Here is a 20,200-nt window from a genome sequence, read left to right as displayed (position 1 = left end):
TGGATTCGGCGACGAACCGGGTTCGACGGTGAACGAAATGTTGTCTAAGACAACCTATAGCATGACGGATGCCGCGTCCAGACGGGATGTCGAGAATTGCGCTTCCGCGTTCCGATACTTTCGACCGCTAGCATCGACGCATGCCCGAGACCCCGCGCGTGACGCTGGCCGAGATCGCCGCCGAGGCGGGGGTCTCGCTCGCCACGATGTCGAAGGTGCTCAACGGGCGCACCGACGTCTCTCCGGCCACGCGGGCGCGGCTCGAGGAGCATCTCGCCCGCCACGGCTACCAGCGGCGCACGTCCGCGCAGCGCAGCGAGTTCGTCGAGCTCGTCTTCCACGAGCTCGAGCCGAGCTGGTCGATGGAGGTCATCGAAGGCGTCGAGGACGTCGCGCACGCGGCCGGACTCTCGGTGGTCCTCACCGTCAGCGGCGACCGGCACGCGCCGTCCGCCGATTGGATCGACGGCGTCCTGCGCCGGCGTCCGGTGGGCGTCATCCTGGTGTTCAGCGACATCGAGGCCCGCTACCGCGAGAAGCTGCGGTCGCGCGGCATCCCGTTCGTGATCGTCGACCCTGCCGGGGACCCTTCGCCGGACGTGCCGTCGGTCGGCTCGGCGAACTGGTCGGGCGGGCTCATGGCGACGCGTCATCTCATCGAGCTCGGCCACCGGCGCATCGCCGCCATCACCGGCCCGGAGGACATGATGTGCTCCCTCGCGCGCGTGGACGGCTACCGCTCGGCGATGAACGCCGCCGGCCTGCCGATCGACCCGGAGCTCATCCGCTTCGGCGACTTCCACCCGGGCGGCGGCGAACGCCACGGCCGCGAGCTGCTCGCGCTCGCCGATCCCCCGACCGCGGTGTTCGCCGGCAGCGACCTGCAGGCGCTCGGCGTGATCGCCGCGGGATCGGCGGCGGGCCTGAGCGTTCCCGGCGACCTGTCCGTGGTGGGCTACGACGACATCGCGCTCTCGCGCTGGATGAGCCCGCAGCTCACGACCGTCCATCAGCCGCTGCGGCGCATGGGGGAAGAGGCGACGAGGCTCGCCCTGCGCCTCGCCGACGGCGCGACCGCCGACACCCTGCGCATGGACCTCGCGACGCACCTCGTGGTGCGCGGCAGCACCGCGGCGTACACGGGCTGAGCACGACCGAAGGACGCGCGGGGGAATCTCGCCGGACGGCATCCGCCGCTCCGCTGAACCCCAAGCGCGCAGCTGTCGCCCCGCTGCGCTAAGCCCACTTCCCCCTCGGCGTCAACCCCCGTGCCACGCCGTCTCCGTGCGGCCAGGATCGATCCACGACGAGAGGAGACGTGCGATGGTCCTGGAGATCCCCGCCCCGTCCGCGCGACGCGGCGCTCTTCGTTCCCGCGGCATCCGCACCCTCCGCGAGCTGCCGCCGCGCCGGCCGCAGCCGCCCGCGCCCGAGGACTCGCCCGTGCGCTGGGAGCGGATGGACCTAGACCGCTACGAGGTCATCCTCGAGGGTGCGACCGTCGGCTACATCGACGTCGTGGGCGCGGTCTTCGTGGCCCTCGAGGGAACGCGGTACGCCCGGGCGGTCGAGGTGCTCCAGACCCTCGACTTCGCCTCGGCCGTCCGCGCGATCAGCCCTCGCTCCCACTGACGAGCTCCTCCACCCGGACCCCCGCGTGCAGGCGCCGCCCGCGGCCCGGGTGGTGCGCGGGGCCGGTGATCCGCACCGTGCGCGTTGCGACGATGTCGGCGCTCGACCGCCCGAAGCCGAGCACGACGTCTCCCGGCTCGACCACGCGCCGGCCGTCCGCGCCGGTGAACGACACGAGCTCCGCCGGCACCTCGAACGACACCGCTGCCCGCGCCCCCGCGGCGAGCGGAACGCGTGCGTAGGCGATGAGTCGCTGCACCGGACGCACGACCGACGCCACGGGGTCGTGCACGTACAGCTGCACGACCTCGACGCCGTCGCGGTGACCCGCATTGCCGATGTGGAGCGACACGGTGACGGTGCCGTCGGCCGTGATCTCGGAGGCGGAGGATGCGGCATCCGACCACACGAACGGCGAGTACCCGAGGCCGTGCCCGAACGCGAACGCGGCCGTGGGATCGATGTTCGACACCTCGCTGCGGCGAGCGAGCGTCGCCGCGAGGTACGTGGAGGGCTGGGCTCCCGGGTCGCGCGGGACGCTCACCGGCAGCCGGCCACTGGGATTCACGCGTCCGCTCAGCACGCCGGCGATCGCTCCGGTGCCCTCCTCGCCGGCGAAGAACGTCTGCACGATCGCCGAGGCCCGCTCCGGCGCGGAGCCGAGGGCGTACGGGCGTCCGGCGAGCAGTGTCACGATCACGGGGGTGCCGGTGTCGAGCACGGCGTCGAGCAGCGCCTGCTGGGCACCCGGCAGCGACAGGTCGGCCGCGTCGCAGCCCTCACCGCTGGTTCCGCGGCCGAAGAGCCCCGCACGGTCACCGAGGGCGAGCACGACGACATCGGCAGCGGATGCCGCGGCCACGGCCTCGGCGAATCCGTCGGTCTCACCGCCGTCGACGGTCGTGCCGCCCGCGTGGACGAACTCCGTCTCGGGGAACTCGGCGGCGAGCGCGTCGCGCAGCGTGGGCAGGGCGATGCCGAGCGGCACTTCCGGATGCCTCACCCCGACGTGCGCCGGGAACGAGTAGCAGCCGAGCACGGCGTAGGGGTCGTCGGCGGTCGGCCCGATCACTGCGATGCGATGCGGCGCCGCGAGGGGCAGCGTGCCGTCGTTGGACAGCAGCACGACCGCCTCCTCGGCCAGGCGCCGTGCGAGGTCGCGGTTAGCGGGCGGGTCGAGGTCGACGGCCCCGCGAACCCCGCCGGCCGGCTCGCCGGCACCGCGCACCGCGCCCGCCCCGGCCGACGCGAGCGCCGAGGGCTCCGGCGACCAGCCGGCGTCGAGCATGCCGAGCTCGGCCTTCTGACGCAGCACGCGCCGCAGCGCCCGGTCGATCAGCGCCTCGTCGACCTCGCCCGCCTCGACGGCGCGCACGAGGTCGGCGCCGAACGTCTTGACCGTGGGCAGCTCGACGTCGATGCCGGCCGCGAGGGCGTCGCGCGCGGCATCCGTCCACCCCTCGCTGTAGCCGTGCAGCTCCTTCAGGAAGGCGATCGAGAAGTAGTCCGCGACGACGGTGCCCTCGAAGCCCCACTCGTCGCGGAGCAGCCCCGTCAGCAGCGACGCGTCGGCCGCCGTCGGGATGCCGTCGAGGTCGGTGTACGAGTTCATGACCGACCGCACGCCGCTCTCGCGGATCGCCATCTCGAAGGGCGGGAGCAGCACGTCGGCGAGCTCGCGCGGTCCGACCGACACCGGCGCGAGATTTCGTCCGCCCTTCGAGGCGGAGTAGCCGACGAAGTGCTTGAGCGTCGCGACGACGCCCGCCGACTCGACACCCTGGATGTACGCCGTGGCCACGGTGCCGACGAGGTACGGGTCTTCGCCGATCGTCTCCTCGACGCGGCCCCAGCGGGCGTCGCGCACGACGTCGAGCACCGGCGCGAGCCCCTGGTGCACGCCGACCGAGCGCATGTCGTCGCCGATCCGCGCGCCCATCTCGCGCACCAGGTCGGGGTCGAACGACGCGCCCCAGCTGAGCGGCACCGGGTACGCCGTCGCACCCCACGTCGCGAAGCCGGCGAGGCATTCCTCGTGCGCGAGCGCGGGAATGCCGAACCGGTTCGCCGCCATGATCTTCCGCTGCGCGCGCAGGAGCGAGAGCGCACCCGTCGCAGGGTCGACCGGTGCGGTGCCGAACGGCCGGGTGAGCTGTCCGAGCCCCGCGGGCAGGATCGCCTCGAGGTCGACGTGGTCGTCCATGTCGTGCTGGTGCGGCGCGACATCTTCGCCGTCGTCGGATGCCCCGACCCAGACCCCGTAGAGCTGGGCGACCTTCTCGGCCACGGTCATCTCCTCGACGAGGGCGTCCACACGCTGGTCGATGGGGAGCGAGGCATCCCGCCACGGCCCGGCGACGGGTGCGGCGACGGGTGGGGCGGTGCGATCCAGGGTCATCCCTTCACCGCCCCGGTGAGGCCGCCGACGATCTGCTTCTGCATCGCGAGGAAGAAGACGAGCGCCGGGATCATCGCGAGCGACGTGTACGCGAGCACGGCGCCGGTGTCTTGGGAGTACTGCGACGAGAACTGCGTCACGCCGAGGGGCAACGGCCACAGCTCCTGCGGGAGGGTGCCGGTGCTGATGACGAGGAGCGGCAGCAGGTAGCCGTTCCAGCTTCCGACGAACGCCAGGATGCCCACCGTCACGAGTCCCGGCTTGGACAGCGGGAGAAGGATCCGCCAGAAGAACCCGAGGCGTGTGGCGCCGTCGATCATCGCGGCCTCCTCGAGCTCGTCGGGGATGGCGCGCAGGAACGGGACCAGGATGATGATGGTCGTCGGCAGCGCGAAGGCGATGCCCGGAATGATCACGCCGAGGTAGGTGCCGTGCAGTCCCATCGTGCGCAGCAGCAGGGTGAGCGGCAGTGCGGCCACCGTCAGCGGGAACATGAGGCCCGCCGCGAAGAGCGTGTACAGGCCCTCGCGACCGCGGAAGCTGTACCGCGCGATGACGAACGCGGCCATGATGCCGGTCACGACGACGCCGACGGTGGTGGCGACGGCGAGCACCGTGCTCGCGAAGACGTTGCCCCAGAAGCGCGGCGCGCCGAGCACGGCGAGCCAGTTCTGCAAGGTCCATGGGTCGGGCATGCCGGCCGGGTCCGCGTTGAGGTCGGCGGTCGTGCGGAACCCGCCGATGAAGACGTAGAGCACGGGGCCGACCGCGACGGCGGCGATCACGAGGGCGACGAGGTAGACGAAGGGCTGACCCCAGTCGAACCGGCGGCCTGCGGGTTCGGCGGCGCGAGGCGCACCGGTGACGATCGTGGTGGTCGCCGCGCTCATCAGCGGATCCCCTTTCTGATGTCGCGGACGCCAGGGTTCGTGAGGGCGCCCTTGAGGTCGCGGTGCAGCGCGAAGCGCTGGTACACGAGCGCGACGACGAGCGAGATGACGAAGAGGATGACGGCGATCGCACTTCCGTAGCCGGGCTGTCCGGCGAACTGGCCCTGCTGCACCATGTACGTCGCCATGGTCTCGGTGGCCATGCCGCGCACCGTCGGTGCGACGGTGACCCACACCATGTCGAAGACCTGCAGCGAGCCGATGATCGACAGGAACGCCCAGATGCGGATCGTCGGGCCGAGCAGCGGGATCGTGATGTGCCGCTGGATCTGCCACCACGAGGCACCGTCGAGCTGCGCCGCCTCGGCGAGCTCGTCGGGCACGCCCTGGAGACCGGCGAGGAACAGCAGGATCGCGAAGCCGATGTACTTCCACGTCAGGATGAAGAAGATCGTCCACAGCGCGATCCCGGGGTCGGCGAGCCAGTTCTGCGTGAAGGCGCCGAGGCCGACCGCCTCGAGGATCGCGTTGACGGCGCCGTTGGGCTGCAGCAGCAGCTTCCATGACAGGCCCGCGATCACCTCGGCGAGCACGTACGGGACGAAGATCAGGAGGCGCAGCGCGCCCCGGCCGCGCAGCGGACGGTTGAGCAGCAGCGCGATGCCGATCGCGATGGGCCCCTGGATGAGCAGCGACATCACGAGGATGAAGAAGTTGTTGCCGATCGCCTTCAGGAACTCGGGCGTCGTGAGCGCGCGGACGTAGTTGTCGAAGCCGACGAAGCGCTCGGGGTCGGCGAGGTCGTCCCACTGGAACGCCGGCGGCAGGTTGTAGAAGCTGTAGACCGCCGCGAGGATCACGGGCAGGATCACGAAGCCGAGGAAGAGCACGAGCGCCGGCGCGACGAGGATCGCGATCTCGAGACGCTTGCGCCCTTCGCGGCGCCGCGGGCGGCGGGAGTCGGGGAGGGGGCCCGGGCCCGCGGAGACCGCGGGCCCGGGGGTGAGAAGAGCCGTCATGTCAGAGCGTCGCCGCGGCGTCTTCCATCTTGGTGACGACGTCCTGCGGGGTTCCGGCGCCTCCGAAGAGGTTGACGATGCCCTCGTTCATGGCATTGCCGACCGTCGTGCCGTAGGCGGTGTCGAGCCACAGCTGCACGAACGACGAGGCCGCGAGGCCCTCGGCGACCATCTTGAGGTTCGGGTCCTCGAGGGATTCCTGCGCCTCGGCGACCGTTGGGATGCCCGAGCCGCTCGCCGCGAACTTCGCCTGCACCTCGGAGCTCATGATGTAGGCCAGCAGCTCGGCGCACTCGGGCGGCGCCTCGGCGGAGCATCCGAATCCGTCGCCGCCGCCGAGCGAGGCGGTCGGGTCGCCGTCCGAGCCTTCGATGGCCGGGAACGGGAACCAGCCGAGGTACTCGGGCACCTGCTGGTCGGGGGTGAGGCCTCCGATGGTGCCGGCGTTCCAGTGGCCCATGAGCTCCATCGCCGCCTGGCCGTTGGCGACGAGTCCAGCCGAGCTGCCGGCGCCGGTCTGCGCGGGCGTGCCGAGGAAGCCCTCCTGGAACGGCTCGATGCCGAGGAACTCCTCGAGCTGCTCACCCGCCTCGACGAAGCACGGGTCGGAGAAGTCGAAGTCGGTCTCGGCCGCCTGCAGCGTCTCGGGCGAGCACGAGTGGAGCGCGAACTGGTACCACCAGTGCGCGGCCGGCCACTTGTCGCCCGCGCCGACGGCGATGGGCGTGAGCCCCTCATCGCGCAGGGCGCCGACCGCGTCGACGAGGTCGTCGAGGGTCGCCGGCGGCTCGTCGATGCCGGCCTGCTCGAACATCTCGGTGTTGTACCAGAAGCCCTCGATGCCGAATGTGAAGGGGATGCCGTACGTCTCGCCGTCCACCTGCCACGGGTTGACCGTCGCTCCGACGCTCGAGATGGTGTCGGCGATCGCGTCGTCCAGCGGCATGAGGTAGCCGTTCTCGACCTGGTCACGCAGCTCGCCACCGGGCCACACCTGGAAGAGGTCCGGCGGGTCGCCCGCGGCCAGCGCGTTGGGGATGAGCGTGCGCTGCAGCTCCTCGTTCTGGTAGCCGGTCTGCTCGACGGTGACGCCCGGGTGCTCGGCCTCGAACTCGGCGGCGACCTCTTCCCAGACCGCGGGGAGCGGTCCGGACGTGGCGTTGTGCCACCACGTGAGCGTGACGTCGTCGCCGCCGTCGCCGCCGTCCGCGTCGCCGCTCGAGCCGGCGCAGCCGGCGAGGGCACCCATGGCGAGTCCGGTCGCGGCGAGCCCGGCGGCCAGCCGCATCCTGCTGCGTGTGTTCATCTTCGAACCTCTCGAAAGTTTCGACTGCGGTGTCGAAAGTGTGTGTGGACGAGGTCAGCGTACGTGTCCCCGGATTTGGAGTCAAGAGCAACAAATGCGGAGCGGATGCTGCGCCGCCCCCTACAGTGAGGGGGATGAGCGATTCGACCCCGACCGCCGAGGGCGTACGGCAGCGCAACCTCGCGCGACTGCTGCGACTCGTGCATCTGGAGGGGCCGCTGTCGCGCGCGAACCTCACCGAGGCGACCGGGCTCAACCGCTCGACGATCGCCGACCTCGTCTCCGAGCTCGCCCGCGAAGGCCTCGTCGAAGAGCGCGCGCCCGATCCCTCGCGGCGCGTCGGGCGCCCGTCGCCGGTCGTCGCGGTGAGCCCGCGCATCCTCACCGTCGCCGCGAACCCCGAGGTCGACGCCCTCACGATCGCCGCCGTGGGCCTCGACCGCCGGATCGTCCTCCGCGAGCGCATCGATCTCGACCATCTCCTCAGCCCGGACGAGACGGCCGCCCTGATCGCCGCCCGTACAGCCGACTGGCGCTCCGGCGACCTCGCCGACGCGCGCATCGTCGCCGTCGGCCTCGCCGTGCCCGGCCTCGTGCGCGCCGCCGATGGGCTCGTGCGCGATGCGCCCCACCTGCACTGGACGGACGAGCCCGTGCGCGACCTCGTCGCCGACGCCACCGGGCTGCCGACGGTCGTCGGCAACGACGCGAGCCTCGGCGCGCTCGCCGAGCACCTGTACGGCGCCGCGCGGGGCATCGACCACGTGGTGTACCTCAACGGCGGCGCGAGCGGCATCGGCGGCGGCCTCATCGTGCACGGGATGCCGGTGGCCGGCGCCGGCGGCTACGCCGGCGAGTTCGGGCAGAACCGCCCGGGCATCGCCGCCGAGGCCGACCGTCGCGCCCGCGGCGGCGTGCTCGAGGACGAGGTCAGCCGGACCCTCCTGCTCGACGCCGTGGGGCTCGCCGCCGCCGACGAGCCGACTCTCGCGGCAGCGCTCGCGGCGTCGGACGACCCGGCCGTCGCCGCCGAGGTGGCGCGGCAGCGCGGCATCCTGTCAACCGCCCTCGCCAACGCCGTCAACGTGCTCAACCCCTCCGTCGTGGTGCTGGGCGGGTTCCTCGCGACGCTCGCCTCGATCGATCTCGACGGCCTCACCGACGCCGTCGGCGCGCAGGCGATGCCCGCCAACATGGAGGGGCTCGACATCCGCGTCGCCTCCCTCGCCGAGGACCGCCTGCTCATCGGGGCGGCGGAGGGCGCGTTCGAAAGACTCCTCTCGGACCCGGCCGGCGCCTTGGCCTGACGGCGTCCGCTGCGGTACACCGCTCCCGCGACCCGGTCAATGGGGGTGAACGATGCCGCGCCCCGCCGCAGGCTGGAGTCAGGAGGTCATTCCCATGAGCGATCCGAGCTTCCCCGACGAGCCGACGGTGCCGACGCCCGACGAGCCGCTGGCCCCGCACCCCCAGGAGCCGACATTCCCGGCGCCCTCCGAGCCGACGTTCCCGCCGCCGACCACGCCCGCGCCCTCGCCCGGCGAGATCCCTACGCCGCAGCCGACGGACCCGTCGACGCCCCCGCCGTCGAGCCCCGTTCCGGAGGCCGGCGCCGGCTCGTGACCGCCTCACGACGGCGGGCGGACGGTCCGCCGCATCCATCGCCTGAACCGGACGAACCGTCATAGCAGGCGCGCGGACGCGCGGGTATCGTCGGGGAAAAGCCCGACGGAAGGCACACCCATGTCCACCACCGCGCAGCCCGTGACACAACGGCCCACCCGCTCCGACGCCGAGCTCCAGCAGATGGCGAAGGACCACCTCTGGATGCACTTCGCCCGTCAGTCCGTGATGACCGACGGCCCCGGCGTGCCCATCATCGTCAAGGGCGAGGGCCACCACATCTGGGACTCGCAGGGCAAGAAGTACATCGACGGCCTCGCCGGCCTGTTCGTCGTCGCCGCCGGCCACGGCCGCAAGCGCCTCGCCGAGGTCGCGGCGAAGCAGGCCGAAGAGCTCGCGTTCTTCCCGATCTGGTCCTACGCGCACCCGGCGGCGATCGAGCTCGCCGACCGCATCGCCCACTACGCCCCCGGCGACCTCAACAAGGTCTTCTTCTCGACGGGAGGCGGCGAGGCGGTCGAGACCGCGTTCAAGCTCGCGAAGTACTACTGGAAGCTCAAGGGCCAGCCCACCAAGCACAAGGTCATCTCGCGCGCGGTCGCGTACCACGGCACACCGCAGGGAGCCCTCGCGATCACCGGGATCCCGGCGATGAAGGCGATGTTCGAGCCGCTCACCCCCGGCGGGTTCCGGGTGCCGAACACGAACTTCTATCGCGCGTCCGACATGGGCGCGCCGACGGGCAGCCTCGAGGAGTTCGGCGTGTGGGCGGCCGACCGCATCGAGGAGATGATCCAGTTCGAGGGCCCCGAGACCGTCGCGGCGGTGTTCCTCGAGCCGGTGCAGAACGCGGGCGGATGCTTCCCCCCGCCTCCCGGGTACTTCCAGCGGGTCCGCGAGATCTGCGACAAGTACGACGTGCTGCTGGTGTCCGACGAGGTCATCTGCGCCTTCGGCCGCATCGGTCACATGTTCGCGTGCGACGCGTACGGCTACAAGCCCGACATGATCACGTTCGCCAAGGCCGTCACGAGCGGCTACTCGCCCCTCGGCGGCACCGTCGTCAGCGACAGGATCTACGAGCCCTTCGCGCACGGCGACACGGCGTTCTACCACGGCTACACGTTCGGCGGGCACCCGGTGTCGTCGGCGGTCGCGCTCGAGAACCTCGACATCTTCGAGGAGGAGGGCCTGCTCGAGAACGTCCGCGAGAACTCGCCGCTCTTCCGCTCCACGCTCGAGAAGCTCACCGACCTGCCCATCGTGGGCGATGTGCGCGGCGACGGGTACTTCTTCGGCATCGAGCTCGTGAAGGACAAGGCGACGAAGGAGACCTTCGACGACGACGAGTCGGAGCGCCTGCTGCGCGGCTTCCTCTCGAAGGCCCTCTTCGCCGCCGGCCTCTACTGCCGCGCCGACGACCGCGGTGACCCCGTGATCCAGCTCGCTCCGCCGCTCACGATCGGGCCGAGCGAGTTCACCGAGATCGAGCAGATCCTCCGCTCGGTGCTGACGGAGGCCTGGACGCGCCTCTGACGCTCTCGCGACGTCGCGCGACGCCCGGTGGGAATTCCCCCCGGGCGTCCGTGCGTTGTGCCCCGGCATGACCACTGTGGGAATCATCGGAGCAGGACACATCGGATCGACCCTCGCGCGCGGCCTCGCCGACCGCGGCTACGACGTCGTGATCAGCAACTCGCGCGGGCCCGAGACCCTCACGGCGCTGGCGGACGACCTGGGCGCGAACGTGAAAGCCGGGACGGTGACGGATGCCGCGGCCGCCGGCGACATCGTGATCGTGACGGTGCCGCTCAAGGCCTATCAGGCGGTGCCGGCCGAGCCGCTCGCGGGCAAGATCGTCCTTGACACGAACAACTACTACTGGGAGCGCGACGGTCGCATCGCCGAGCTCGACGAGAAGCGCGCGACGACCACAGGACTGCTTCAGGAGCACCTGCCGGACTCGAAGGTCGCGAAGGCGTTCAACCACATCATGTCCGGGGACATCCTCACGACGGGGACGCCTGCGGGATCGGCCGACCGGCGCGCGCTGGCGACGGCGAGCGACCACCCCGAGGCCGCGGCCTTCGTGACCGCGCTGTACGACGAGTTCGGCTTCGACACCGTCGACATCGGCTCGGTCGCCGAGAGCTGGCGGGTCGAGCGCGACCAGCCCGCCTACGTCACGCGGCAGACGAAGCCCGAGCTCGAGGCGAACCTGGCGCGCGCGACCCGCTGACCCGGCGCTCGCCCGCCGCCGCTGCTGCGCGCGCGGCCGCGCACGACTCCTGCACTTCCGGGCCAGTCCGGTGCCGCGGCCGCGGGACGCCGCGACCTGGCGGCGGCGCGGCCGGCAGAGTGCAGGACTTATGCGCCGGCCGCGCCGGCCGCCGCTCAGAGCGTGGCGGCGAAGGGGTCGAAGTCGGCCGGGAGCGAGCCGACCTCGTCGACCGTGGACTCGACCGACACGAAGGAGCCCGACTCGACGGACTCCTCGATCGAGAGCAGCGTGTCGAGCACGTGGTAGCCGAAGCGGCCGGTGGCCACGTGCGGCCGGCCCGCGCGGATGGAGCGCACCATGTCCAGCAGGCCGAGGCCGCGGCCGGCGAGCACGCCGTCCTGCGGCACGTCGAGCACTTCCTGCACGATGGGCGCCGGCGGGACGACCATCTCGGCGAGGGGGCGTGTGATCGTGATCGCGCCACCGAAGGTGTTGGGGTCGGGGATGACGAGGGTGCCCTCGGTGCCCGTGATCTCGACGATTCCGTGCCGCAGGAGGGGCGAGTCGGTGCTGTAGAGGCTCTGCGCATGCCCGCCCTCTTCGAACTGGATGAGCGCCGAGACGGTCGAGGGGATTTCGACCGGGAACTCCTCGCCGGCAAGCGGCCCGACCTGCACGGCGCGCGATTCGGAGCCCTTGAGCCCCAGCGCGGCGACCGCCGCCACGGGGCCGAAGACATGGATGAGCGCCGAGACGTAGTACGGGCCCATGTCGAGCAGCGGGCCGCCGCCGACGGCGTAGAGGAACGCGGGGTTCGGGTGGAAGATCTCCGGCCCCTGCCACTGGAAGGTGGTCTGCGCGAACAGCGGGCGGCCGATGTCGCCGCGCGCGATCGCGCGCTTGGCGGTCTGCACGCCGGGGCCGAGGACCGTGTCCGGCGCGACGCCCACACGCAGGCCCGCGGCATCCGCCTTCTCGAGCATCGCCAGCGACGACGCCCGGTCGACGCCGATCGGCTTCTCGGTCCAGACGTGCTTGCCTGCCGCGAGGATCGCCTCGGACACCTCGACGTGCACGGCCGGAATCGTGAGGTTCACGACGATCTCGATGTCGGGGTCGCCGAGGACGACGTCGACGCCGCCGGCCCTCGGCACACCGTACTTCGCCGCCTGGTCGCGCGCGCGGTCCTCGAGCAGGTCGCCGATCGCGAGGACCTTCACATCGGGGAAGCGCGTGAGGCTCGTGAGGTACTGGTCGCTGATGTTCCCCGCGCCGATGATCCCGACGCCGACGGGCGCCGCCATCAGCGGGCCGCCCGCTCGTCGAGGAAGACCCGGCTCTGCTCGATGCCGTCGAAGAGATCGCCCGAGTAGGCGTCGAACTCCACGATGGCGAATTCGAGGGCGGATGCCGCGTCCAGCGCGGCGGCGAGCGGCACTGCGCCCGTGCCCGCGGGCACCTGGTCTGCCGGCGGGTAGGCCTTGATCGCCTCGGCGTCGAGCGTGCCGTCCTTGACGTGGACGGCCACCACGCGGTCGCCGAGCTTCGTCAGCAGCGCCGCCGGGTCGACCCCGGCGCGCGCGGCCCAGTAGAGGTCGACCTCCAGCACCACGCGCGGGTCGAGGAGGTCGGCGAGCAGTTCGAGGCCGCTCTGCCCGTCGATCTGCGCCTCGAGCTCGTGGGCGTGGTTGTGATAGCCGACGCGAAGCCCGCGGGCTGCGGCGATCTCGGCGGCCGCGTTCAGCAGCCGCGCCGTCTCCTCGACCTGCGCGCGGGTCTCCCAGCGTGCGGGCTCGGTGTACGGGTCGATGACCGTGCCCATGCCGAGCACCTCGGCCGCGTCGAACACCTGGTCGGGGGTGGGTACGGGAAGGGTGGTGCCGCTGCCGTCGGGGTTCACGAACGACGTCGACGCGAGGAAGGCGTGACCGGTGGGCGCCGCGAGCCCCTGAGCGGTGAGGGATGCCGCGAGCTCGGGTGCCCGGCGCACGAAGTCGTACGGCTCGACCGCGGTGAAGCCGCGACGGGCGACCTCGGCGAGGGTGCCGTCGAGGTCGGACTCGAGGGCGTCCTTCACGGTGAACAGCTGAACGGATGTGAGTGCCGTCATGGAACCTCTCCTTGCGGTCGACGTCGACGGGCGCCGGTCCAGCGCCTTCCCCAGCACGGTAGCACAAAACCTCCACATGGAGGTTTTGAATCGAATAGGCTTCCTGCATGGCATCAGAGCCCCCAGAGCACGCTGATCCCGGCGGCGACAGCGCCGCCAGGTCGCGCGGCCCCTACGCGAAGGGCCTCGCCCGGCGGCAGCAGATCCTCGACCGCGCGATCGAGGTCTTCGCGCGACGGGGTTCGGCGGGCACGAGCCTCCGGTCGATCGCGCAGGAGATCGGCGTCTCCCACGCCGCCCTCACCCACTACTTCAGCTCGCGCGAGCAGCTCCTGGTCGAGGTCTACCGCGAAGCCGAGCGACAGGCCGACGAGGTCGAGCCGCACTCGGCGGACGCCTCCCCCGTCGACATCATGACGGAGTCCGCCCGCCGCAACCACGCGGTCCCGGGCCTCGTCCAGCTGTACTCCACGCTCGTCGCCACTGCGCTCGAGCCGGGCCACCCCGATGCCGCCGGCTTCGCCACGACCCGCTTCGCCACCGTGCGGGCGGATCTGGCCGAACGCGTGCGCCGGAATCAGGCATCCGGTCGCATGCGATCCGATGTCGATCCCGACGCCGTCGCATCCCTCGTGATCGCCGCGTCCGACGGCCTGCAGACGCAGTGGATGCTCGACGAATCGGTGCCGCAGTCCGAAGCCCTCGACCTGCTCGCGCGCCTCCTCACCCCGCATCGCCCGGAATCCTCCGGCGGGGCCTAAGATCTGACCGTGGGGACCATTTACTACGGAGGATCGGCAACACCGATCCATATCGAGGACCGCGCGCTGGCGCACCTCAAAGTCGTCATCGCGACAAAGCTTCGTCGCGACGAGAGCTTCACGGTCTCCTGGCGCCACCCCGACGATCAGCCTCGCGGACGCAGCACGCTGTGGCTGCACCCCTCCATCCCGCTCCGCTTCGTCTTCGACGAGCCGGAGCCCACCGAGCTCAGCCGCGACTGGATCGAGGAGCTCGCCAACTCGGCGAACTCCTCGGGCGGGATCACCCTCGTCGCAGAGCACTTCGACACCGGTCCGGTGCCCGTGGTCGACGCCGAGGGCGTCGACGTCTCGCTCGGCAGCGTGGAGGTCGACAGCCTCGACGTCGGCTCGCTGACCGTCGCCGGCACCGAGGTGACCGGGGGCGACGTCAGGCCGGACTGACCGTTCAGCCCTGTTCGGGCGCGGACTCCTCTTCGGGTTCCGGAACGATCGAGAGGCCGGCCGGACCGCTGGCCGACTGCATGAGCTCTTCGATCCATGAACGGTTGATGCGCGGCTGCCTGCTGCCGAAGAAGTGGAACTGCAGCGGCACCGACGGGTGGATCCAGAAGCTGCGGCGCCCGCTGCCGTCGCCGACCTCGACGTCGAACATGAACGGCTCGGATCGCCGGAGCTTGTTCATCATCACGATGCGCAGATGCGCCAGGGTGCGGTCGTCGATGTCGACCGCGTTGGCCGTGGTGTCGTAGATGAACCTGCCCATGCGAGGATCTTAGGCGCGGAGTCAGCGCGGCGCGAACGCCGCCCGGAACAATGCCCGCGCGCGGTCGGCGACGGCCGGGCGCAGCGCCGGGTCGGCGCGGGCCAGCTCGGTCGCCAGCATCCCGACGGCCATGGTCACGTCTTCGGTCTCGATGTGCGCTCCGAGCCTGCCGGCGGCCCGCTCGCGCGCGACGAGTCGGGCGACGACGGCGGCGAACCGCTCGCCCAGCGGCCGGACGCGCGTGTCGTGGAGGTCGGCGGTGATCAGCTCGATGAGCGCTGTCGAGACGACGGCCTGATCGACGACGCGGTCGAGCAGGTCGTCGATCGTGCGATCGGACGAGGACATGTACTCCTCGAGATCGGCGACGTTCTCCTCGAAGACCGCCACGGCGAGCGCCGTGCGGTCGGGGAAATGTCGGTAGAGGCTGCCCTGCCCCACGCCGGCGCGTTTGGCGACGGCGCTGAAGGGCGCGGCGAGGCCGCCGTCGGCGTATACCTCGCGGGCAGCGGCGATGAGGGCTTTTCGGTTCTCGGCGGCGGCGGCGGGACCACGGTTCGCACGGGGGGATGCGGTGCTATGCACGGGTGTAGCCTAATACCGGACATTGATGTCCGGTTGAAAGGAACTCACATGGGCAACCCGAAGCCGCTCACGGGCGACTCCTCCATCGCCGACTGGCTGGCCGATCCGGCCGGGAACGCGATCCTCGCCGACATGCTCGCGCAGGGCGGGCAGACGCCGGACGTCTTCAAGCCGGTCCGCCGCCTGGCGATCAAACGGCTCGTGAAGATGAGCCGTGGCGCGTTCACGCAGGAGATGCTGGACGACCTCATCCGCCGCGCCGCCTCCGGCGAGGTGCCGGCAGGCGCCGCCGCCGCGCAGCCCGCCGCTTCCGACAGCGACGCGGAGCCCGCCGTGGCGCTGCGCGAGTGGACCGAGCGTCTCGATGCGGGTCGGTTCACGGGCCGCACTGTCATCGTGACCGGTGCCGGCTCCGGCATCGGCCGGGCGACGGCATCCCGCATCGCCCGCGAAGGCGGCCGCGTGGTTGCGGTCGACGTCAGCCAGGAGCGTCTCGACGAGTTCGTCGACGAGCACCCCGGCACCGACGTCGTGCCGCTCGTGGCCGACATCACCGACGACGCCGGGGTCTCGCGCATCGTCGAAGCCGCCGGCGACACGATCGACGGGCTCGCCAACATCGCCGGGATCATGGACGACATGACCCCCGTCGGCGACGTGACGGATGCCGTGTGGCAGCGCGTCTTCCGCGTGAACGTCGAGGGCACCATGAAACTCATGCGCGCCGTCGTCCCCACGATGCTCGCCCAGGGCGGCGGCTCGATCGTGAACACGGCGTCGGAGGCCGCCCTACGCGGCTCGGCCGCCGGTGTCGCCTACACGGCGTCCAAGCACGCCGTCGCCGGCCTGACCAAGTCGAGCGCCTTCATGTACGGACCCAGCGGCATCCGCGTGAACGCGGTCGCGCCCGGGCCGACGATCACCAACATCGAGGCGACCTTCGGCTCTCCGCTGGGGGCCTCGCGCATCGAGGTGGGCATGTCGGTCATGCCCGACCCGGTCGAGGCCGACGCGCTCGCGGCATCCATCACCTTCCTGCTGTCCGACGACGGCGTGAACATCAACGGCGTCGTGCTCGCGAGCGACGGCGGGTGGTCGGCGGCCTGACTCAGAAAGGCCAGATGAGCGGTACGTAGAGCACCGCGACGGCGACGAAGAGGAGCACGAGCGGGAGCCCGAGCTTCCAGTAGTCGCCGAAGCGGTAACCCGCCGGCTCGAGCACCATCATGTTGGCCGGGGTGGCGATGGGCGTGAGGAACGCCGCCGCCCCGGCCACCGTGAGCGCCATCATGAACGGCTGTACAGACACCTCGAGCGCGGCGGCGACCGAGATGGCGATAGGGGCGATGATGAGCACCGTCGCGGTGTTGCTGATGAGCTGGCCGAGCCCCACGGTCAGGAGGCACAGCGCGAGCAGCGCGAGGTGAGGGCCTGCGTCTCCGAGCAGCCGCAGGAGGCCGTCGGCGACCAGTTCCGCCGTACCCGTCTGCAGGAACGCGGTCGACAGCGGGATCATGCCGGCGACGAGCACGACCGTCGTCCACGAGATCGAGTGGTACGCCTGCGTGGGCGTCACCGCGCGGCTGAGCACGAGGGCGCACGCCGCGAGGAGGGCCGCGACGGCGGGCGGCACGACGCCGGTCGCCAGGAGCAGCACCATCCCAGCCAGCACGATGAGCGACCGCTTCGCCCCGGTGCCCAGCGGCACCGACCGGCGCAGACGCTCGGGATGGTCGACGACGAGGACTCCCGGCTCGTCGGAGTGACGCGACAGGTCGTCCCACGATCCCTGCAGCAGCAGCGCGTCGCCGGCCTGGACGACGAACTCCTGCCCCTTGAGCAGGTCGTCGCCGCGGCGCGCGGCGAGCACCACGAGGTCGCCGTCGGGCGTCGACATGCCGGCGCACACGCGCGTGCCGATGAGCGCCGACCGCGGCGGGATGACCACCTCCGTGACCCCGGTGCTCGGCCCGAGCAGCATGCCCGTATCGAGGGTCAGCGAGTACTGCTGCCGCAGCAGTCGCGCATGGCGAACGAGGTCGACCGGCATCATCGCGCCCCGGCGGACGGGCAGCAGGTTCCTGCCCAGAACAAGGATCACTACCGTGCCGGCGAGGATCGGCACGCCCACGAGCGCGAACTCGAAGAACCCGAAGGGCCGGCCGCCGCTCGTCGCGGCGAAGTCCGACACGATGATGTTGACCGGCGTGCCGGTCAGCAGCAGCAGCGAACCGGCCGACGCGGCGAACGCCAGCGGCATGAGCAGCTTCGAAGCGGCGAGGCCGGCGCGGGCGGCGACGACCACGACGAGCGGCAGCAGCGCGGCCGTCGCACCGTTGACGCTGATGAGAGCGGATGCAGCGGCCACGAGCAGCGTGATGACGACGAGCAGCGCGACCGGTCGTGTGCCTGCCCGGGCGATGACCTTCTGGCCCGCCCAGGCTGTCACCCCCGAGGCATCCAGTGACTCGCTCACGACGAACAGCGCCGCGATGAACAGCACCGTCGGGTCGCCGAATCCCGCGAGAGCCTCGGGCAGAGTGAGCACCCCGGTGAAGAAGAGCGCGAGCGAGACGCCGATCGCCACCACCCCGAGCGGTACGCGATTGCTCACGAAGGCGATGATGGCCAGCGCCAGGATGATCAGCGTCGCCGCGACGGGGTCCACGCCGCCCACCCTAGCCAGCGCGCACGGCGGGCATCAGGCCGGCATGGGCGCCCGGGTCTCGGCACCCGGGCTCGCGGATCTCGGAGGATCGCACGGTTTTCGGAGGATTGCCGCGGAATGCTCCGAGATTCGGCGAGTCCTCCGAGAATGCGGGCCGCCGCCCGGGCCGCCGTCGGAGGCGCGGTCTCACGGCCTGAGGACCGCCATGCCCGCGACGTCGTAGGCGAGCTCGACCGCCTCGAAGACGGCCGCGTCGATCGTGCGTGGCGCATAGGCGTCGCCGATCGTGACGACGCGGGGCGCGGCATCCGCTCCCCCGTCGAGAGCGACCGACGCGCGCGGCTCGATCGCGACGACGGCGTCGAGCCCGCCGATCGTCTCGGAGGCGCCCGTGAGCGTGTCGACGAGGTCGACGCCGTCCGCCCGCACCGCGACGACCGACTGGGCCGTGCGCCGCCGGAAGCCGCCGTGCGCGCGGAGCCGCTCGAGCAGCAGGGGGCGGTCGTAGCCCGCGCCGATGTGCGGGAAGACCGTCTCGAACGGCGTCACGAGCTCGAGCTCGTCGACGTGCGGGAGGAGGGTGAGCACGACGCCGGCCGCATAGGCGGTGCCGTCGGCATCGACGACGGCGACCCGGCGGCCGAGGCGGGAGGGATCGGATGCCGCGGCGAACGCGTCGATCGTGCCGTCGAGCGGGACTCCCCCGGCGTACGCGCCGCCGAGCGCCAGCGAGGTGCCGCGCGGCGCGACCGCCCCGGTCGCCAGCACGACGCCGTTCGCCCCTTCCGCGCGGAGGTCGGCGGCCGTCGCACGAACCCCGAGGCGCACGCGCACCCCCGCGGCGGCCAGATCCCGCACGAGGTCCTCGACGAGCAGGCCGACGCTCTCGCGTCCGCGCACCCGCCGCGCGAGGCGCAGCTGCCCGCCGAGTTCACCGTCGGCCTCGAACAGCGTCACGTCGTGCCCGTCGGTCGCGAGCTCGACGGCGGCGCGCATGCCCGCCGGACCGCCGCCGACGACCGCCCACCTCTGCGGCGCGGCCGCGCGGGGGCGTTCGCCTCGCTCGGCCTCGCGCCCGGCCAGCGGGTTGACGGTGCACGACATCGCCAGTCCGCGGCTGCCGCGGCCGAGGCATCCCTGATTCAGCCGGATGCAGTGGCGGATGCCGCGCCCCGCCGCCTCGTCGACCCGGTCGTCGCCGCGCCCCGCGCCACCGGCGCGCAGGAGCTTCAGGCCCAGGTCGGGATCGGCGATCTGGGCGCGCGTGAGGGCGACCATGTCGGCGATGCCGGACGCGAGCACCTCTTCGGCATCCTCGACCGAGTGCGCCGCGCCGACGCCGAAGACCGGCACGTCGGGGTTCGCCGCCTTGACGGCGGCGACGTCGTCGCGCAGCCACGCGTACGGCATCGGCGACGACGGGAAGACGTAGTGCACGTTGTGGTAGCCGCCGGCGGCGAGGTCGAGGAAGTCGATCCGGGCGTCCTCGCGCAGCCGCGCGATGACGTCGCGCATGGCCGCCCCGTCGAGTCCGTCAGGGTGGAACTCGTTGGCGACGATCCGCACGCCGACCGTGAAGTCGTCGCCGACCCGGGCCCGCACCGCGCGGAGCACCTCCCGCGCGAACCGCGTGCGTCCGTCGAGGTCGCCGCCGTAGCCGTCGGTGCGGGCGTTGTAGAGAGGCGACAGGAACTGGTGCAGGAGGTAGCCGTGCGCCATGTGGATCTCGACGCCGTCGAAGCCCGCGTCGCGCGCGTACGCCGCCGACGTCGCCCAGCCCCGGACCACCGACCGGATGTCGTCGTGGTCCATCGCCCGTGTGGCGTGCGAGGTGGACGGCGACAATATGCGCGAAGGCGCATACACCGTGCGCGGGCCATCCGGCCCATCGGGCTGTGCCTGCGCGCCATGGTGGTTGAGCTGCACGAACACCCGTGAGCCGGCGTCGTGGACGGCATCCGTCATCCGTCGCCCCGCGGCGACCGATTCGGGTCGGAAGGCGTCCTGAAACCCTCGGATCGAGCCCGACGGGTGCACGAAGTGATTTCCGGCGACGAAAAGCCCGCATCCGCCGCGGGCGCGACGGACGTAGTACGCCGTCTCCCGGTCGGACTCCACCCGGTCGGAGTACTGCTTCGAGTGGGCCGTCTGCATGAGCCGGTTCGGCACCGTGGCGGCGCCGATGCGCAGCGGATCCGACAGCCGGGGCGTGCTCATGCCA

17 protein-coding genes and 2 pseudogenes are annotated in these 20,200 nt (G+C 71.7%); 9 read left to right on the top strand and 10 right to left on the bottom strand.

Translation table 11 applies throughout. The features are described 5' to 3' along the window. Positions 1 to 140 precede the first annotated feature (140 nt). Positions 141 to 1,148 (top strand): LacI family DNA-binding transcriptional regulator, encoded by a 1,008-nt coding sequence (locus OB08_RS05135; protein ID WP_461472805.1) that lies wholly within the window; start codon positions 141 to 143, stop codon positions 1,146 to 1,148. Between the two features lie 175 nt (positions 1,149 to 1,323). Further along, positions 1,324 to 1,632 carry a hypothetical protein gene (locus OB08_RS05130; RefSeq protein ID WP_461472803.1) on the top strand — a complete coding sequence of 103 codons (309 nt, stop codon included), beginning with the start codon at positions 1,324 to 1,326 and terminating at the stop codon, positions 1,630 to 1,632. Here the strand turns inward: OB08_RS05130 and OB08_RS05125 are convergent. From OB08_RS05125 to OB08_RS05110, 4 genes are read right to left on the bottom strand one after another with little or no spacing between them, the layout of a single operon-like run. Beyond that, the gene (locus tag OB08_RS05125) at positions 1,613 to 4,030 is read right to left on the bottom strand and encodes a beta-xylosidase/alpha-l-arabinosidase (RefSeq protein ID WP_461472801.1); all 2,418 of its coding nucleotides are present in this window, start codon (positions 4,028 to 4,030) and stop codon (positions 1,613 to 1,615) included. The two genes, OB08_RS05130 and OB08_RS05125, sit on opposite strands and share 20 nt — an antisense overlap. After that, a complete protein-coding gene (locus tag OB08_RS05120) occupies positions 4,027 to 4,920 on the bottom strand; it encodes a carbohydrate ABC transporter permease (RefSeq protein WP_461472799.1) in 894 nt (297 codons plus the stop codon). Before OB08_RS05120 ends, OB08_RS05125 begins: the two co-directional genes overlap by 4 nt. After that, a complete protein-coding gene (locus OB08_RS05115) occupies positions 4,920 to 5,939 on the bottom strand; it encodes a carbohydrate ABC transporter permease (RefSeq protein WP_461472797.1) in 1,020 nt (339 codons plus the stop codon). The genes OB08_RS05120 and OB08_RS05115 overlap by 1 nt, the downstream gene beginning before the upstream one ends. A 1-nt stretch (position 5,940) precedes the next feature. Beyond that, positions 5,941 to 7,245, bottom strand: coding sequence for an ABC transporter substrate-binding protein (locus OB08_RS05110; RefSeq protein ID WP_461472795.1), 1,305 nt, complete (start codon positions 7,243 to 7,245; stop codon positions 5,941 to 5,943). Positions 7,246 to 7,379: 134 nt separating this feature from the next. Between OB08_RS05110 and OB08_RS05105 the strand changes: the two genes are divergently transcribed. The 4 genes and pseudogenes from OB08_RS05105 to OB08_RS05090 all read left to right on the top strand — a co-directional run. Beyond that, complete coding sequence (locus OB08_RS05105; protein WP_461472793.1) at positions 7,380 to 8,552, top strand: ROK family transcriptional regulator; 1,173 nt, start codon at positions 7,380 to 7,382, stop codon at positions 8,550 to 8,552. A gap of 94 nt (positions 8,553 to 8,646) precedes the next feature. Further along, on the top strand, positions 8,647 to 8,868 hold the full coding sequence (locus tag OB08_RS05100; RefSeq protein WP_461472791.1) for a hypothetical protein: 222 nt from the start codon (positions 8,647 to 8,649) through the stop codon (positions 8,866 to 8,868). 120 nt (positions 8,869 to 8,988) lie between these two features. Next, a complete protein-coding gene (locus tag OB08_RS05095; RefSeq protein ID WP_461472789.1) occupies positions 8,989 to 10,404 on the top strand; it encodes an aspartate aminotransferase family protein in 1,416 nt (471 codons plus the stop codon). Between the two features lie 28 nt (positions 10,405 to 10,432). Then, positions 10,433 to 11,107 (top strand): annotated as a pseudogene (locus tag OB08_RS05090) (NADPH-dependent F420 reductase); the annotation flags it as partial. Between the two features lie 155 nt (positions 11,108 to 11,262). Here OB08_RS05090 and OB08_RS05085 read toward each other — a convergent pair. Beyond that, positions 11,263 to 12,393 carry a Gfo/Idh/MocA family protein gene (locus OB08_RS05085; protein ID WP_461472787.1) on the bottom strand — a complete coding sequence of 377 codons (1,131 nt, stop codon included), beginning with the start codon at positions 12,391 to 12,393 and terminating at the stop codon, positions 11,263 to 11,265. Beyond that, a complete protein-coding gene (locus OB08_RS05080; protein ID WP_461472785.1) occupies positions 12,393 to 13,199 on the bottom strand; it encodes a sugar phosphate isomerase/epimerase family protein in 807 nt (268 codons plus the stop codon). Before OB08_RS05080 ends, OB08_RS05085 begins: the two co-directional genes overlap by 1 nt. Before the next feature lie 107 nt (positions 13,200 to 13,306). Between OB08_RS05080 and OB08_RS05075 the strand changes: the two genes are divergently transcribed. Together OB08_RS05075 and OB08_RS05070 are read left to right on the top strand one after the other, a co-directional pair. After that, positions 13,307 to 13,960: a TetR/AcrR family transcriptional regulator gene (locus OB08_RS05075; protein WP_461472782.1), complete on the top strand. Its 654-nt coding sequence runs from the start codon at positions 13,307 to 13,309 to the stop codon at positions 13,958 to 13,960. Positions 13,961 to 13,969: 9 nt separating this feature from the next. Further along, a pseudogene (locus OB08_RS05070) lies at positions 13,970 to 14,272 on the top strand (DUF7882 family protein); the annotation flags it as partial. Between the two features lie 136 nt (positions 14,273 to 14,408). Here OB08_RS05070 and OB08_RS05065 read toward each other — a convergent pair. Continuing rightward, a complete protein-coding gene (locus OB08_RS05065; protein WP_461472780.1) occupies positions 14,409 to 14,726 on the bottom strand; it encodes a DUF7882 family protein in 318 nt (105 codons plus the stop codon). Between the two features lie 21 nt (positions 14,727 to 14,747). Further along, complete coding sequence (locus OB08_RS05060; RefSeq protein ID WP_461472778.1) at positions 14,748 to 15,311, bottom strand: TetR family transcriptional regulator; 564 nt, start codon at positions 15,309 to 15,311, stop codon at positions 14,748 to 14,750. Between the two features lie 48 nt (positions 15,312 to 15,359). On the opposite strand from OB08_RS05060, the gene OB08_RS05055 reads away from it, so the two are divergent. Further along, a complete protein-coding gene (locus OB08_RS05055; protein ID WP_461472774.1) occupies positions 15,360 to 16,418 on the top strand; it encodes an SDR family NAD(P)-dependent oxidoreductase in 1,059 nt (352 codons plus the stop codon). 1 nt (position 16,419) lies between these two features. Here OB08_RS05055 and OB08_RS05050 read toward each other — a convergent pair whose 3' ends face one another. Both OB08_RS05050 and OB08_RS05045 read right to left on the bottom strand, forming a co-directional pair. Next, on the bottom strand, positions 16,420 to 17,979 hold the full coding sequence (locus OB08_RS05050) for an SLC13 family permease (protein ID WP_461472772.1): 1,560 nt from the start codon (positions 17,977 to 17,979) through the stop codon (positions 16,420 to 16,422). 186 nt (positions 17,980 to 18,165) lie between these two features. Further along, a complete protein-coding gene (locus OB08_RS05045; protein WP_461472770.1) occupies positions 18,166 to 20,196 on the bottom strand; it encodes an oxidoreductase in 2,031 nt (676 codons plus the stop codon). Between the last annotated feature and the right edge of the window lie 4 nt (positions 20,197 to 20,200).

This window comes from Microbacterium sp. HJ5 (genome assembly GCF_054824025.1).
Note: the sequence above shows the minus strand (reverse complement) of the source record. Positions and strands in the feature narration are given on the sequence as shown.

What these genes read in the sequence shown, in the direction of transcription:
- OB08_RS05135 (WP_461472805.1), top strand. Translation starts at nt 141, where the DNA reads ATGCCCGAGACCCCGCGCGTGACGCTGGCCGAGATCGCCGCCGAGGCG.
- OB08_RS05130 (WP_461472803.1), top strand. Translation starts at nt 1,324, where the DNA reads ATGGTCCTGGAGATCCCCGCCCCGTCCGCGCGACGCGGCGCTCTTCGT.
- OB08_RS05125 (WP_461472801.1), bottom strand. Translation starts at nt 4,030, where the DNA reads ATGACCCTGGATCGCACCGCCCCACCCGTCGCCGCACCCGTCGCCGGG.
- OB08_RS05120 (WP_461472799.1), bottom strand. Translation starts at nt 4,920, where the DNA reads ATGAGCGCGGCGACCACCACGATCGTCACCGGTGCGCCTCGCGCCGCC.
- OB08_RS05115 (WP_461472797.1), bottom strand. Translation starts at nt 5,939, where the DNA reads ATGACGGCTCTTCTCACCCCCGGGCCCGCGGTCTCCGCGGGCCCGGGC.
- OB08_RS05110 (WP_461472795.1), bottom strand. Translation starts at nt 7,245, where the DNA reads ATGAACACACGCAGCAGGATGCGGCTGGCCGCCGGGCTCGCCGCGACC.
- OB08_RS05105 (WP_461472793.1), top strand. Translation starts at nt 7,380, where the DNA reads ATGAGCGATTCGACCCCGACCGCCGAGGGCGTACGGCAGCGCAACCTC.
- OB08_RS05100 (WP_461472791.1), top strand. Translation starts at nt 8,647, where the DNA reads ATGAGCGATCCGAGCTTCCCCGACGAGCCGACGGTGCCGACGCCCGAC.
- OB08_RS05095 (WP_461472789.1), top strand. Translation starts at nt 8,989, where the DNA reads ATGTCCACCACCGCGCAGCCCGTGACACAACGGCCCACCCGCTCCGAC.
- OB08_RS05085 (WP_461472787.1), bottom strand. Translation starts at nt 12,393, where the DNA reads ATGGCGGCGCCCGTCGGCGTCGGGATCATCGGCGCGGGGAACATCAGC.
- OB08_RS05080 (WP_461472785.1), bottom strand. Translation starts at nt 13,199, where the DNA reads ATGACGGCACTCACATCCGTTCAGCTGTTCACCGTGAAGGACGCCCTC.
- OB08_RS05075 (WP_461472782.1), top strand. Translation starts at nt 13,307, where the DNA reads ATGGCATCAGAGCCCCCAGAGCACGCTGATCCCGGCGGCGACAGCGCC.
- OB08_RS05065 (WP_461472780.1), bottom strand. Translation starts at nt 14,726, where the DNA reads ATGGGCAGGTTCATCTACGACACCACGGCCAACGCGGTCGACATCGAC.
- OB08_RS05055 (WP_461472774.1), top strand. Translation starts at nt 15,360, where the DNA reads ATGGGCAACCCGAAGCCGCTCACGGGCGACTCCTCCATCGCCGACTGG.
- OB08_RS05045 (WP_461472770.1), bottom strand. Translation starts at nt 20,196, where the DNA reads ATGAGCACGCCCCGGCTGTCGGATCCGCTGCGCATCGGCGCCGCCACG.